Origin of the sequence: Halovibrio sp. HP20-59 (assembly GCF_033052795.2) — a bacterium.
GTDB lineage: Bacteria > Pseudomonadota > Gammaproteobacteria > Pseudomonadales > Halomonadaceae > Vreelandella.
In genome coordinates this window covers 12,777-25,491 of sequence record NZ_JAWJUW020000015.1, presented here as the reverse complement: position 1 = coordinate 25,491, position 12,715 = coordinate 12,777, and the positions used below count along the sequence as shown (strand labels likewise).

At 59.4% G+C, this 12,715-nt stretch carries 11 protein-coding genes; 6 read left to right on the top strand and 5 right to left on the bottom strand.

Annotated features, from left to right (window positions below; genetic code table 11):
• Positions 1-3: 3 nt before the first annotated feature.
• Positions 4-1,026, bottom strand: a complete 1,023-nt coding sequence (locus tag RZA33_RS15285; RefSeq protein ID WP_317508572.1) for a histone deacetylase family protein — start codon at positions 1,024-1,026, stop codon at positions 4-6.
• A complete protein-coding gene (locus RZA33_RS15280; RefSeq protein WP_317508571.1) occupies positions 1,004-1,714 on the bottom strand; it encodes a GntR family transcriptional regulator in 711 nt (236 codons plus the stop codon). The genes RZA33_RS15285 and RZA33_RS15280 overlap by 23 nt, the downstream gene beginning before the upstream one ends.
• Positions 1,715-1,942: 228 nt before the next feature.
• Between RZA33_RS15280 and RZA33_RS15275 the strand changes: the two genes are divergently transcribed.
• The 6 genes from RZA33_RS15275 to RZA33_RS15250 all read left to right on the top strand — a co-directional run bounded on the left by RZA33_RS15275 (position 1,943) and on the right by RZA33_RS15250 (position 9,616).
• Positions 1,943-3,499: an ABC transporter substrate-binding protein gene (locus RZA33_RS15275; RefSeq protein ID WP_317508570.1), complete on the top strand. Its 1,557-nt coding sequence runs from the start codon at positions 1,943-1,945 to the stop codon at positions 3,497-3,499.
• Positions 3,500-3,571: 72 nt separating this feature from the next.
• Positions 3,572-4,552, top strand: coding sequence for an ABC transporter permease (locus tag RZA33_RS15270; RefSeq protein ID WP_317508569.1), 981 nt, complete (start codon positions 3,572-3,574; stop codon positions 4,550-4,552).
• Positions 4,549-5,382 carry an ABC transporter permease gene (locus RZA33_RS15265; protein WP_317508568.1) on the top strand — a complete coding sequence of 278 codons (834 nt, stop codon included), beginning with the start codon at positions 4,549-4,551 and terminating at the stop codon, positions 5,380-5,382. Before RZA33_RS15270 ends, RZA33_RS15265 begins: the two co-directional genes overlap by 4 nt.
• A gap of 9 nt (positions 5,383-5,391) precedes the next feature.
• Positions 5,392-7,032, top strand: a complete 1,641-nt coding sequence (locus RZA33_RS15260; RefSeq protein WP_317508567.1) for an ABC transporter ATP-binding protein — start codon at positions 5,392-5,394, stop codon at positions 7,030-7,032.
• Positions 7,033-7,059: 27 nt separating this feature from the next.
• Positions 7,060-8,439 (top strand): FAD-binding oxidoreductase, encoded by a 1,380-nt coding sequence (locus RZA33_RS15255; protein WP_317508566.1) that lies wholly within the window; start codon positions 7,060-7,062, stop codon positions 8,437-8,439.
• A 58-nt stretch (positions 8,440-8,497) separates the two neighbouring features.
• On the top strand, positions 8,498-9,616 hold the full coding sequence (locus tag RZA33_RS15250; protein ID WP_317508565.1) for a histidinol-phosphate transaminase: 1,119 nt from the start codon (positions 8,498-8,500) through the stop codon (positions 9,614-9,616).
• Here the strand turns inward: RZA33_RS15250 and RZA33_RS15245 are convergent.
• Genes RZA33_RS15245 through RZA33_RS15235 form a run of 3 tightly spaced genes read right to left on the bottom strand, consistent with a single transcriptional unit; the run spans position 9,613 to position 12,700 of the window.
• On the bottom strand, positions 9,613-10,569 hold the full coding sequence (locus RZA33_RS15245; RefSeq protein ID WP_317508564.1) for a branched-chain amino acid transaminase: 957 nt from the start codon (positions 10,567-10,569) through the stop codon (positions 9,613-9,615). The two genes, RZA33_RS15250 and RZA33_RS15245, sit on opposite strands and share 4 nt — an antisense overlap.
• Positions 10,566-11,672: a class II histone deacetylase gene (locus RZA33_RS15240; RefSeq protein WP_317508563.1), complete on the bottom strand. Its 1,107-nt coding sequence runs from the start codon at positions 11,670-11,672 to the stop codon at positions 10,566-10,568. The genes RZA33_RS15245 and RZA33_RS15240 overlap by 4 nt, the downstream gene beginning before the upstream one ends.
• Complete coding sequence (locus RZA33_RS15235) at positions 11,669-12,700, bottom strand: histone deacetylase family protein (protein ID WP_317508562.1); 1,032 nt, start codon at positions 12,698-12,700, stop codon at positions 11,669-11,671. Before RZA33_RS15235 ends, RZA33_RS15240 begins: the two co-directional genes overlap by 4 nt.
• Positions 12,701-12,715 lie beyond the last annotated feature (15 nt).

The window sequence follows — 12,715 nt, the reverse complement described above, 5'->3', positions numbered from 1 at the left end:
TCATTACATCTTGCCCAGCAACCCTTCAAAAAAACTCACCGCATTGGCTTCCAGCCCTTCCAGGTAATAACCGCCCTCCTGTACCACCAGCGTGGGTACGTTGAGGCTCGCTACCCTGCGGCCAAGCTCACCAAACCCCGCGGTAGAAACGGCGACCTTGGCTTGGGGGTCGCGCTCGTAGATATCGAACCCCAGCGCCAGCACGATGGCGTCAGGCTCGAACAGGCGAATGGCCTGGCAGGCTTGTTCCAGGCGGTCAAAAAACACCGACTCCGGTGATCCGTGAGGCATCGGCAGGTTGATGTTATAACCCAACCCAGTGCCCTGCCCGCGCTCATCTTCAAAGCCAGACACCGCCGGATAGAAGTTGGTGGTGTCGCCGTGGATCGAGATATACAGCACATCGTCGCGCTGGTAGAAAATCTCCTGAACGCCCTGCCCGTGGTGCATATCGGGGTCCAGCACGACGACACGCGGATAGCGCGAGGTAAGATGCTGCGCCGCGATGGCCGTATTGTTTAGAAAACAAAAGCCACCGGCGGAGTCGATGCCCGCGTGGTGGCCCGGCGGGCGCGTTAACGCATAGGCAAACCGGTCGCCCGCCAGCAAGGCCTCGGCACCGGCTGCCGCGCTTTGCGCTGACCAATAAGCCGACTGCCACGTACGCTGACCCACAGGCGCACTGCCGTCCGCCAAGTAGCGCCCGGCTTCCGCCAATATACCGCGCAGGGCGTTAGGCGAACGCACAAAAATATTGGAGATAACCTCTTCACCCCAATCTTCCTCCAGGGCATGCCAACGCTGATGGGCACTTTCGAGAAAGCGCAAATAGGCCAGCGAATGCACTGCCCTCAGCGGTGCCACGCCATAATCCACGGGTGTTTGAATATCAAAACCTAACCGCTTGGCAGCCGCCAGCAAGGGCGTGGCGCGCTCGGGCACTTCCTGGGGGGTGCGCATTTTGCCCCGGGAGAAGTAGGTTTGTGGTTGATGAAGCAATTGGTCAGGATGGAAAAAGGTCTTCATCAGTATTATCTCCAGTTTCACCTACCCCTTTAACCACGAAGTCGCGAGCAACGCCAATATGGTAATCAATCGCCTCACGGCAGGTGGCAGGGCTGCCGCTATTCAGCGCGTCGAGCAGCATGAAGTGGCTGGTCGCGATGGTGTCGGGGGCCTCATGGGTTTTGGTGATTAAGGTGATGCATAGACGCAGCTCATGAGTCAGGTCGTCAAACGCTCGCAGTAACCGTTCGTTACCCGCGTAGTGAAGCATCAGGCGGTGAAATTGCAAATCTTCCTCAATGCGGCGTGTACCATCGTTAGTCGCTGCCGCCTCGCACAGCACCTCGACCTGCTGCTCCAGCGCGCGCTTGGCCTCAGGTGTATAACACTCGGCCAGTCGTTGAATCGCGTGGCGCTCAAGGCATAGCCGCAAATCAAACACGTCTTCGAGTTCAACGGCATTCAACGCGCGAACAAAGAAGCCCCGGCGGGGTTTTGAGATCAGCAAGCCACGGCTTTCCAGCAACCTGGCAGCCTCACGCACCGGCGCGCGGCTAACGCCCAAGTCGCGGGAAAGCTGCACTTCAGAAAGCCGCTCACCGGGCAAAAAGTGTTGCTGAATAATCGCTTGGGTCAAATAGTCAGCGACTTGCTCGACCAAGTTCTGCTGCTGAATAAAAGCCTTGGGAGCCGTCGTTGGTAAGGCCATAAAATTCACTCATAGGGCTTGGTGCGTACTTTCCAGTATGACGAAAAATACCCCCTTGTCGACGAACGATTGCCGACTGTCGACAGTTTTAACTCTTACTGCTACTTTCAATTTAAGTCCCTAACAAACAACACAACAGGGCTTAACGCGTCACGCCTCGCTCACCTAACGATAACGTAAGCCCATTGCGTACCTTGCTTTGGCCCGATAAACGAGGAGCAGGAAACGATGAAGACACCACTGGCTTTGGCTATTTCCGCTGCAGCACTAACGTTCACGTCTCTCAGCATGGCCGACGATCCTACTCCTGGGGGCGTCGTTGATACCATTGTTCAACCTGAGCCGCCCGGTCTGGTACTAGGCATGATTCAAAACGCCCCCACGCGTACCGTATCAGGCAATATCTACGAAGGTCTACTGCGCTACACCACCGACCTAGAGCCTATGCCACAGCTGGCGGAGTCGTGGGAGGTCAGTGACGACGGTCGTACCTACACCTTCCATTTACGCGACGACGTTACCTGGCATGACGGCGAAGCCTTTACCGCCGAAGATGTGGTGTTCTCCGCCGATGTTTTTCACCGCGAGTTGAACCCCAGTGCCCGCGCCGTGCTGCAGCATGTCGAGAGCATCGAAGCCACCGACGACCACACCGTGGTGTTTACCCTGACCCAACCCTTCGGCCCTTTCTTGCTCTCCTTCGAGGCGGGCACCTTTACTATGGTTCCGGAGCACCTGTACGCGGGCACTGAGTTCCGTGACAACGAGCACAATGACCACCCCATCGGCACAGGCCCTTTTAAGTTTTCCAACTGGGAACGCGGCACGGTCATCAAGCTGGTTAAAAACGAGGAGTACTACGAAGAGAACCTTCCCTACCTGGACGGCGTTAACTGGCACATTATTCCCGATGGCGCTTCCCGGGCGGTCGCGTTTGAAAATGGCACCATTGACGTGCTACCCAGCGGTACCGTCGAGAACTTTGACATTCCCCGCTTAGCGGCAATGGATAACGTCTGCATGACCGAAGAGGGCCATGAGTATTTCAGTCCATTTGCCATGCTGTGGATGAACAACCGCGAAGGCCCCACGGCGGATAAACGTTTCCGCCAGGCGGTGATGTACGCCATGGATCGCGAGTTCGCCAAAGACGTGCTGTGGAATGGCCTAGGCAATGTACCGCTCTCTGCTTTCGGCTCTAATGCGCGCTTCCAGAATGATGACCTGGAACCCTACGACCACGATCCAGACCGTGCCCGGGAACTACTGGATGAAATGGGCTACGACGGTGAAGAGATCACCATTCTGCCGCTGCCTTATGGGGAAACCTGGACGCGCTGGGCCGAAGCCGTGCAGCAAAACCTGCGCGAAGTGGGGATTAACGTAGAAACCCAGGCCACCGACGTGGGTGGCTGGAACCAGCGCCTGGGCGATTGGGATTACGACCTCGCCTTTACCTACCTCTACCAATATGGCGACCCGGCGCTGGGTATTTCGCGCACCTACCTTTCCGACAACATTGCCAAGGGCTCACCCTGGAATAACGTCGAAGGCTACGAAAACGAGCGCGTTGACGAGCTGTTCAACGAGGCCGCCACGGCTTTTCCCGACGAAGAGCGCGAAGCGCTTTATCATGAAGTCCAGGAAATCCTGCACGAAGATGTGCCCGTTGGCTGGCTGATGGAGCTGGGCTTCCCGACACTCTACCGCTGCGATGTGAAAAACCTGGTTACCTCCGGCGTGGGGGTTAACGACGGCTTTAAGGATGCTTGGTTAGATCGTTAATTGTTAACCCCAGCCTAAGCCCATCCAGGCGGTAAGAACCGCCTGGATGTTTGCTACGTCAGGAAGGTATTTATGGTTTACGCTCGCCTCATTATCATGCGGCTGTTAAAAGCCGTGATTGTGCTGTTTTTAATCGTTATTTTTAACTTCCTGCTGATTCAGCTGGCCCCCGGTGACCCGGCCGCCATTCTGGCTGGCCAAGCGGGCGCTGCCGATCAGGAATTCCTCAACCAGTTGCGCGAGCGATTCGGCCTTGATCAGCCAATGTACGTGCAGCTATGGCGCTACGTTTCCGGTATCGCCATGCTCGATTTTGGCTACTCCTACCGCTTGGGCGTCCCGGTGTTTGATCTGATCATGGATCGCCTGCCGGCCACCCTGCTGCTCACCGGCACAGCCTTTGTGCTCTCACTGGTGCTGGGCATCGTGGCGGGCTCCATGGCCGCGGCACGGGTCAAGAAACCCTCCGGCTCACTGATTATGGCGCTCGCGCTGGTGTTCTACGCCACGCCGCTGTTCTGGGTCGCACTAATGTCGGTGGTGGTCTTTTCCGTCTACCTGGGCTGGCTGCCCGCCTACGGCCTCTACACCGTGGGGGGCGGCCACACGGGGTTTGCGCTGGCACTCGATATCGTCAAACATCTGGTGTTACCGGCAACCACGCTGGCGCTGTTCTTCATGGCGATATACACCCGCATGACGCGCACCTCAATGCTCGATGCCGCCCAGCAGGATTACGTCAAAACCGCCCGCGCCAAAGGCTTGAAGCCCAGCATTATTCAGCGCCGCCATGTGTTGCGTAACGCCCTGCTGCCGATCATTACACTGGCGGGTTTGCAGGCGGGGCAAATGGTCGGTGGGGCGATCCTAACCGAAACCGTGTTTGCCTGGCCGGGCATCGGGCGGCTGATGTTTGAAGCGTTGCAGCAGCGCGACTACAACTTGCTGCTGGGCATTTTCTTCTTCTCGGCGGCGCTGGTCATCGTCTTCAATATCATCACCGATTTGGTGTACAGCCTGGCGGATCCGCGCATCAAGAAGGGGGCCTCATGAGCTTTTTCGCACGCTTTGCGCAAAATCGTGGCGCGCTGGTGGGGTTTATCATCCTGATGGTGATTATCGCCATGGCCATACTCGCCCCACTGCTATTCCCCGAATCGCCCTGGCGCATGGTGCAGCGGCCGTTCCTGCCCCCGCTCTCCCAGGAAGGCTTTCCGCTGGGTACCGACACCATGGGCCGAAACGTGGCCTCTGGCCTGATGCACGGCGCCTGGGTATCGCTGTTGATTGGGCTGGTATCGACGAGCGTGGCGCTGCTGATTGGCGTTCCCTTGGGGGCCATTGCGGGCTACTACGGAGGCATCATTGACGATGTACTGATGCGCTTTACCGAGTTCTTCCAGACCATTCCCAACTTCGCGCTGGCGATTGTGTTGGTGGCGATTATGCAGCCCAGCATCACCTCGATTGTGCTGGCGATTGCGATTGTTAGCTGGCCGCCGGTGGCCCGTTTGGTGCGCGCAGAGTTTATGTCGCTGCGCAACCGCGAGTATGTCGAAGCCGCACGCTTGGTCGGCCAGTCCAACAGCACGATTATTCTGCGTCAGATTCTGCCCAATACGCTGTCGCCGATTATCGTGCTGGCCTCACTAATGGTGGCCACCGCGATTTTGCTGGAGTCGGCGCTTTCGTTTCTCGGCTTGGGCGATCCGAACGTCATGTCCTGGGGCTATATGATTGGTGCTGCGCGCACGGTGATTCGCCAGGCGTGGTGGCTGAGTTTCTTCCCGGGGGTGGCGATTCTGCTCACCGTGCTGGCGTTAAACCTGGTAGGTGAAGGTTTAGACGACGCACTGAATCCCAAACTATCCCGCGAGCGCTAAGGACTTTATATGCCTATTACAGAGAATCAATCGGCTGACACCGTCCTCAGCATTCGCGAACTAAGCATTGCGCTCCCTAAAGGGGCGGATCGCGCGCTGGCGGTGGAGGACGTTAGCTACGAGGTGAAGCGCGGCGAAATCATGTGCGTGGTGGGCGAGTCCGGCTCCGGTAAATCGATGGCCGCTAACGCCGTGATGGGCCTGCTGCCTAAGGGCGTGAACGCCACCCAGGGCGAGATACTCTTTGAAGGGCAGGATCTACTTGCCCTGTCGGAAAAGCAGCACCGCGCCCTGCGTGGACTAAAAATCGGCATGATCTTCCAGGAGCCGATGACCGCCCTTAATCCGCTGATGCGGGTAGGTGCGCAAATTGCCGAGGTGTTCGAGGCTCACGGCCAATACAATGCAAAAGAGCGCCAGGCTCGCGCCCTGGAGCTGTTGATCGAAGTGGGCATTCCGCAGCCGGAGAAGGCCATTCGCGCCTACCCCTTCGAGCTTTCCGGCGGCCAGCGCCAGCGGGTCATGATCGCCATGGCGCTAGCGCTGGAGCCTATCCTGCTGATTGCCGATGAGCCCACCACAGCGCTGGATGTCACCACGCAAGCACAGATTCTGGAACTGATTCGCGACCTACAGCAGCGGCGCGGCATGTCGGTGATGTTTATCACCCACGACTTTGGCGTGGTGGCGGAAATTGCCAATCGCGTTTGCGTGATGCGTCACGGCAAGATCGTCGAGCTGGGTGATGCCAAACCGGTGCTTGAGAACCCTCAAGACGCCTATACCCAAGTGCTGATTGCAGCGATTCCCAGCAATGCGGTGCCTCCTCACCGGGAGACCAGCCAGGTAGCGCCGTTGCTGGAAATCAACCATCTGAGCAAAGTGTTTCGCTCACGGGGCGGCTGGTTCAAGTCTGCCCGTGAGGTACGCGCCCTTGACGATGTATCGCTCACCCTGGCTCGGGGAGAAACCGTGGGCATTGTGGGTGAATCCGGTTCGGGCAAGTCCACCCTTGGGCGCTGCGTGGTGCGCCTTGAGCACCCCGATAGCGGCGAGCTGCTGCTGGATGGGGTCAACCTTTCCCAACTAAAAGGCGATGCGCTGCGCCGGGAACGCCACCGGGTGCAGATGATATTCCAAGACCCTTACGCTTCGCTCAACCCACGCACCAAAGTGGGTATGGCGATTGCTCAGGGGCCAATTGCCAATGGCACGCCCAAAGCCGCGGCGCTTAAGCAGGCGGGCGAGCTATTAGACATGGTGGGTTTAGGCGCCAGCGCCGTGGAGCGCTTCCCCCATGAATTTTCCGGCGGCCAGCGTCAGCGTATCGGCATTGCCAGGGCGTTGGCGCTAAACCCTGAATTGATCGTCGCAGACGAAGCCGTTTCAGCCCTGGATGTTTCGATTCAGGCCCAGGTATTGGAACTGCTGGAGGAGCTAAAACAGCGGCTCTCCCTATCGCTGCTGTTTATCACCCACGACCTACGCGTCGCTGCGCATATTTGCGACCGCATAGTGGTGATGCAGCATGGCCGCATTGTTGAGCAAGGCAGCGCCGAGCAAATTTTCCTCGCCCCGCGTGAGGCGTATACCCAAGACCTGCTCAAGGCGATTCCAGGCCGCGAAGCGCCCGTGGCGACTACTGCGTAATTGTCTAATGGTAAAAAAGGATACCCAATGCAGATAAACCTGGAGGCACTGCGCACTATTGTGGGCCCTGCTCATGTATTGACCGGCGACGATGTGCTCAGCCGCCGCGTGGATTGGATGACCGGCGCGCCCTGCCAGGCGGGGGCGATTGTTCGCCCGGCGGATACCGAAGAAGTCGCCGCCGTCATGCAGGCTTGCCACGCCGTGCAGCAGCCGGTGGTGACTCACGGCGGCCTCACCGGTCTGGTTCACGGCGCAGAAGCGAGCCCCGATGAGCTGGTGATTTCCCTGGAGCGTATGAGCGCCATCGAAGAGATCGATCAAGTAGGTGGTACCCTCACTGTGCAGGCAGGAGCGCCGCTACAACGGGTTCAGGAAGCTGCGAAAGAGGTCGGCTTGCAGTTCCCGCTGGACCTTGGCGCACGGGGCAGTTGCACCATTGGCGGCAATATCGCCACCAACGCCGGTGGCGTGCGGGTGATCCGCTACGGCATGATGCGCCAACAGGTGCTCGGCCTAGAGGCGGTGATGGCCGATGGCCGCGTGGTCAGCTCCATGAACCGCATGCTGAAAAACAATGCCGGTTTCGATTTAAAGCAGCTATTCATCGGCAGCGAAGGCACCCTGGGCGTTGTGACGCGCGCAGTGCTGCGTTTGCAGCCTCCCACGCCCAGTGAGCAAACGGCGTTGGTGGCCTGCCCCTCGTTTGAAGCGCTCACCGGGCTGCTCAGCCAGATGGGCAAAGCACTTGGCGGAAGCCTAGCCGCCTTTGAGGTCATGTGGCAAAACCACTATCGCCTGCTCACTGAAACCCTGGGCCGTCATACTCCACCAATTGCCACCAAGCACCCTTTCTATGTAATTATCGATTGCCTGGGAAGCGATGCCGAACGCAACGCCACTCAGTTTCGCGAAGCGTTAGAAAACGCTCTAGAGAGCGAGTTGATTGTCGATGCGGTCATCGCGCAATCGAGCAACCAGCGCGATGGGTTATGGGCGATTCGTGAGGATATTGAGGGGTTGATCAAAGGGCTGGCACCCCTGTTCACCTTCGATGTCAGCCTGCCGATTGCCGATATGCAGCGCTACATCGATGCGCTGGAAGCCCAGCTAACACAGCGCTGGCCCGAGGCGCGACTGGTGGTATTTGGCCACTTAGGCGATGGTAACCTGCATATTTCCGTTAGCGCCGGAAGCGCTGACGCAGCGGTGCGCCGCGAGGTGGAAGCCATGGTCTACCAGCCACTGGCAACACTGGGTGGTTCGGTGTCCGCCGAGCACGGCATTGGCCTTGAAAAGCGCCCCTGGCTAAGCACCTGCCGCTCCAGCGCCGAGGTCGAGCTGATGCGTACCCTCAAGCAAGCGCTAGACCCGCTTAATCTTTTAAATCCCGGTAAAGTGCTTTAAATAAACGCACTACGTTAATCATTAATACTGTTGTTAAAAATCGTTTTTAGGAATTGCTATGCCCTGCCAAAGCACGCCCCGTTACCCCGAGCACTTACTGAGTGAAGGCCCTGTTAATCCGTTTCCTGGCATCAAGGTACTGGAGCGCAAGCTTGGCCACGCGATTCCCTACCAGTTGGGCTCCAACGAGGGGCTGGACATGCCCCACCGCGCCCTGCGCGAGCACTTTGGCGATGCGCTGGCCGAACACGTTTACTGCTATGGCGATTCAGAAGCCTTGGGCGTACGCCAACGCTTGAGCGCACAGCACGGGATTGCACTGGAAACGATGCTGGTAGATGCCGGTGCTGACAGCTTGATTGCCCTGGCCCTGCGCACCACCTGCGAACCGGGAGAAACCGTGGTGAGCACTGCAGGCACCTATCCCACTTTAGGCTATTTTGCCAAAGGCCAGGGCTGCCGCTTGATTGAGCCCAGCTATTTTGAGGCGCCGGGCGTGTTAGCCCCCGACTTGGAAGCCCTGGCAGCGGCCGCTCATCAGGAAAATGCCCGTTTGGTCTATCTGGCCAACCCAGATAACCCCAGCGGCCACCTACATAACGACAGCGACATCCTCAAGCTGCGCGAGGCGCTGCCCGACACCTGCTGGCTGCTGCTGGATGAAGCCTATGGGGATTTCCGCGATGACGCCGGTAGCGAGTTCGCTGCCAAAGCGTTGCCGGGGGTGATTCGCCTGCGCACACTCTCTAAAGCTCATGGCTTGGCGGGCCTGCGCATTGGCTACGCTATCGCTGATCCCGACGTTCTGGCGATGATGATGAAGGTGCGTATTCACTATGCGGTCTCCACCTTCACCCAGGCTGCTGCCGAAGTGGTGCTCGACCATCCTGACGAGGTGAACCAGCACGTCGCTGACGTGAAAGCCCGCCGTGAGCAGTTGGCAGAACACTTTCGCGCGCTGGGTGCCGACGTGCTGCCCAGCGCCACCAACTTTGTCGGCGTTCGCCTACCCAGCGCCGAACTCGCCGCCGAGGTGCACCAACAGCTGCTCTCCGAAGGCGTTTTGGTCGCTCGCTTGACGCACCCTGAGCTTGCCAACGTGATACGTATTACCGCCGTGCAGGCCGCGTTGGAGCCGGGCAGGCTTGCTGCTTTAGAGAATGCGATTAAAAATTAAGACGGCGTTAGCCAGTGCCTGAACTTATCCAGCTCGCCGCGCACCGCCTGGCGATATAGACCCTGCAGTTGGGCAGTGACGCTGTCGGGGCTGATGGGTTCGTTAACAGGCGGCGCACCCGCGCGCCCGCCAATGCGCCGACCATCCAGTTCGCGCAGCGGCAGTATCTCGGCGGCGGTCCCGGTTAAAAACGCCTCATCGGCGGTGTATAACTCGTCGCGGGTCATCCGCCGCTCACGCACTTCAATACCCAGCATTTTTTGCGCCAGCTGAATCACGCTATCCCGGGTGATGCCCTGCAGGCAGGAGGTCACTTCTGGGGTGTGCAGTACGCCGTCGCGCAGCAGGAAGATATTCGCCGCCGAGGCCTCGGCCACGTAGCCCTCCGGGTCGAGCATGATAGTTTCGTCAAACCCAGCTTTGAGCGCCGTATTCAGCGCCAGCATGGAGTTGACGTAGTGGCCGTTGGTTTTCGCCCGGCAGAGGCTGATATTGACGTGATGGCGCGCCCAGGATGACGTCAGCGCGCGCAGACCGTGGGTCGCGGCCTGGGGTGAAATGTAAGGGCCCAGGTCCCAGGCGGCGATCATCACGTGGGTGGTCAAGCCCTGGGCGCGTAGCCCCAGGCCTTCCGCCCCGAAAAACACCGTGGGCTTTAAATACGCATTGCTCAGGCCGTTTTTGGCCAGGCACTCGCGCTGGGCGTCGATCAGCGCCGCTTCGCTGAACGGCAGCGGCATATCCAGCGAATGGGCGCTTTCCACCAGGCGGCGTGTGTGCTCGGCGGCCCGAAACAGGTGTGTACCGCTGGGGCCGGCGTAGGCGCGCACGCCTTCAAAGCAGCCCATGCCATAGTGCAGCGTGTGTGTGAAGACATGCACCTTGGCCTCGCGCCACTCACGCCATTCGCCGTCCTGCCAAATCCAGCCATCGCGGTCATAAAGCGGTGTCATTGTTTGCGTTGCTCCCACTGTTGGCACCAGTCATCGATCAACGTCTGCTGGTGCGGTTGCAAGGCCTGATAGCCCCAGGCGGCAATTTCATCGTTTTGCGGGTCGGGCACGGCAATGGCGCTGCCTGCCAGGGTCTGGATCACCGCGTGGCCGCAGAGCGGTACATAGCCTTCTGAATAACCACCTTCGTGAATAAATACCAGCTTGCCTTCACAGCAGCGCTCGGCCAACGCTTTAAGCTGGGCGGTCATGGTAGCGAACGCTTGGCTATTGAGCAGCATCTTGCCTAAGGGATCCTTGGCGCAGGCATCAAAACCGCAGGCCACCACGATGAGCTCGGGGTTGAAGGCTTCCAGTGCGGGCAGCACCAGTTTTTCCATGGCGTAGGCATAGGCGCCTAACCCACAGCCCGGTGGCAGCGGCAGGTTGAGGTTGGCGCCCAGGCCTGCGCCTTCGCCCTTCTCGTCAAAGCCGCCGGTTTCCAGCGGGTAGTTCGCCGCCTGATGGATTGAAACGGTCAGCACCTCGGGCTCGCCATAAAACGCCGCCTGCTGGCCGTTGCCGTGGTGAACATCCCAATCGAGTATCGCAACGCGGTTCGCTTGGCCTAAGGCGCGGGCACGCATCACCGCCACGGGAATATTGCCCAGCAGGCAGAACCCTCGGCCCTGGTCGGCTTCGGCATGGTGCCCCGGCGGGCGGCATAGGGCGTAGGCGTTGCGCGCCTCGCCAAGTGACACGGCTTCAACGGCAGCGATGGCTAACCCAGCGGACTGGGTGGCCGCCGCCCAACTGCCGGGCATATAGGGCGCGCAGTCGCCGCCGTTGCCGCCTCGCGCTTTATCCCCCGCCTGCAGTTGTTCCAGATAGCGCGGGGTGTGAAAACGCAGCAGGTCAGTAAGCGGCGCGGCAGGAGGTTTCACCACGTGAAGCTCATCAATCAGCCCGCTGACTTCAAGGATGTTCTTCAGCCGCCGTTTGCTCTCCGGGCTTTCCGAGGCAGCCTGGGGCTGTAAGAACTCCCCGGGCGCGGAAAATACCCCAATCGCGCCCAGATCATGCCAAAAGCATCGTTCGTGCCAATAGAAACCGGTTCTGCTCATGCCGTAAAACCCTGCATAAAAGCGGTCAGGTTGGCGCTTAGATGCTCGGTGGGATAGCCGCCTTCCTGAATAATCACTATGGGTAGCGCGAGCGCTGCCAGACGTTTACCCACCTCGATAAATGCCTCGGTTTCCACCGTAAGCCCCGCGAGCGGGTCATCTTTATGGGCGTCTAACCCGAGCGCCACCACCACAACATCGGGCTCGTAGCGCTGTAGGTGATCAATCAGAATCGCCAGAGCGTCGAGATAGACATCCCCGTCGCTGCCCACCGGCAAGGGCAGATTAACGTTAGCACCTACGCCCTCATCAAAGCCCTCTTCATCAGCACCGCCCCAAAAAAACGGGTAGAAATCACTGGGGTCGGCGTGCAGCGAGCCCGTCCAGACATCGCTGCGGTGATAGAAAATATCCTGGGTGCCGTTGCCGTGGTGCAGATCCACATCGATGATGGCTACTTTGGCGAAGCGTTCGCGCAGCACCGTGGCGGCCAGCGCTGAATTGTTCAGCAAGCAAAAGCCTCCAGCGCGCTCCGGCCCGGCATGGTGACCCGGCGGGCGGCACAGTGCGTAGGCTGTAGACGCGCCATTAAGCACCTCCTCTGCCGCCGCTTCAGCGCTAGCGGCTGAGGCCAACGCACCTTGAAAGCTCGTCGCGCTTAGCGGGCAGGCCATATCGTGCAGGTGCCATCCTGCTTGGCCAATGGGGTGACGCGGGTAGTGGTAACCACCGCCGCAAGGGTGAATATTGGGTGCCACCACTTCCGCCGCATTGGGCAGCGCCTGCCAACGAGCGTAAATGGTGTCCAGAAACGTCAGGTAACGCGGCGTATGAATCTTCTCCAGGCGCTTGCGCAGCTTAGGGGAATCGGCCTCGGCAGGTGTGAACAGGGTCAGCCCTGCCGTTACCAGCCCCTGGGTAAGCAGCTCAGCGCGCACCGGTCCTTCCGGTGACGGCACGGGCTGGCCGCGCAGCAGGAAGGTCGGCGGCGCATGCAACGCCTGGTCAGGGTGATAAAAACACTTCATGGGTCGCAGTCCTTA

Excerpts from the sequence above, each read along its gene's own strand:
- RZA33_RS15255 (WP_317508566.1), top strand. The coding sequence starts at position 7,060 with ATGCAGATAAACCTGGAGGCACTGCGCACTATTGTGGGCCCTGCTCAT.
- RZA33_RS15240 (WP_317508563.1), bottom strand. The coding sequence starts at position 11,672 with ATGAGCAGAACCGGTTTCTATTGGCACGAACGATGCTTTTGGCATGAT.
- RZA33_RS15285 (WP_317508572.1), bottom strand. The coding sequence starts at position 1,026 with ATGAAGACCTTTTTCCATCCTGACCAATTGCTTCATCAACCACAAACC.
- RZA33_RS15235 (WP_317508562.1), bottom strand. The coding sequence starts at position 12,700 with ATGAAGTGTTTTTATCACCCTGACCAGGCGTTGCATGCGCCGCCGACC.
- RZA33_RS15265 (WP_317508568.1), top strand. The coding sequence starts at position 4,549 with ATGAGCTTTTTCGCACGCTTTGCGCAAAATCGTGGCGCGCTGGTGGGG.
- RZA33_RS15275 (WP_317508570.1), top strand. The coding sequence starts at position 1,943 with ATGAAGACACCACTGGCTTTGGCTATTTCCGCTGCAGCACTAACGTTC.
- RZA33_RS15260 (WP_317508567.1), top strand. The coding sequence starts at position 5,392 with ATGCCTATTACAGAGAATCAATCGGCTGACACCGTCCTCAGCATTCGC.
- RZA33_RS15245 (WP_317508564.1), bottom strand. The coding sequence starts at position 10,569 with ATGACACCGCTTTATGACCGCGATGGCTGGATTTGGCAGGACGGCGAA.
- RZA33_RS15250 (WP_317508565.1), top strand. The coding sequence starts at position 8,498 with ATGCCCTGCCAAAGCACGCCCCGTTACCCCGAGCACTTACTGAGTGAA.
- RZA33_RS15280 (WP_317508571.1), bottom strand. The coding sequence starts at position 1,714 with ATGGCCTTACCAACGACGGCTCCCAAGGCTTTTATTCAGCAGCAGAAC.
- RZA33_RS15270 (WP_317508569.1), top strand. The coding sequence starts at position 3,572 with ATGGTTTACGCTCGCCTCATTATCATGCGGCTGTTAAAAGCCGTGATT.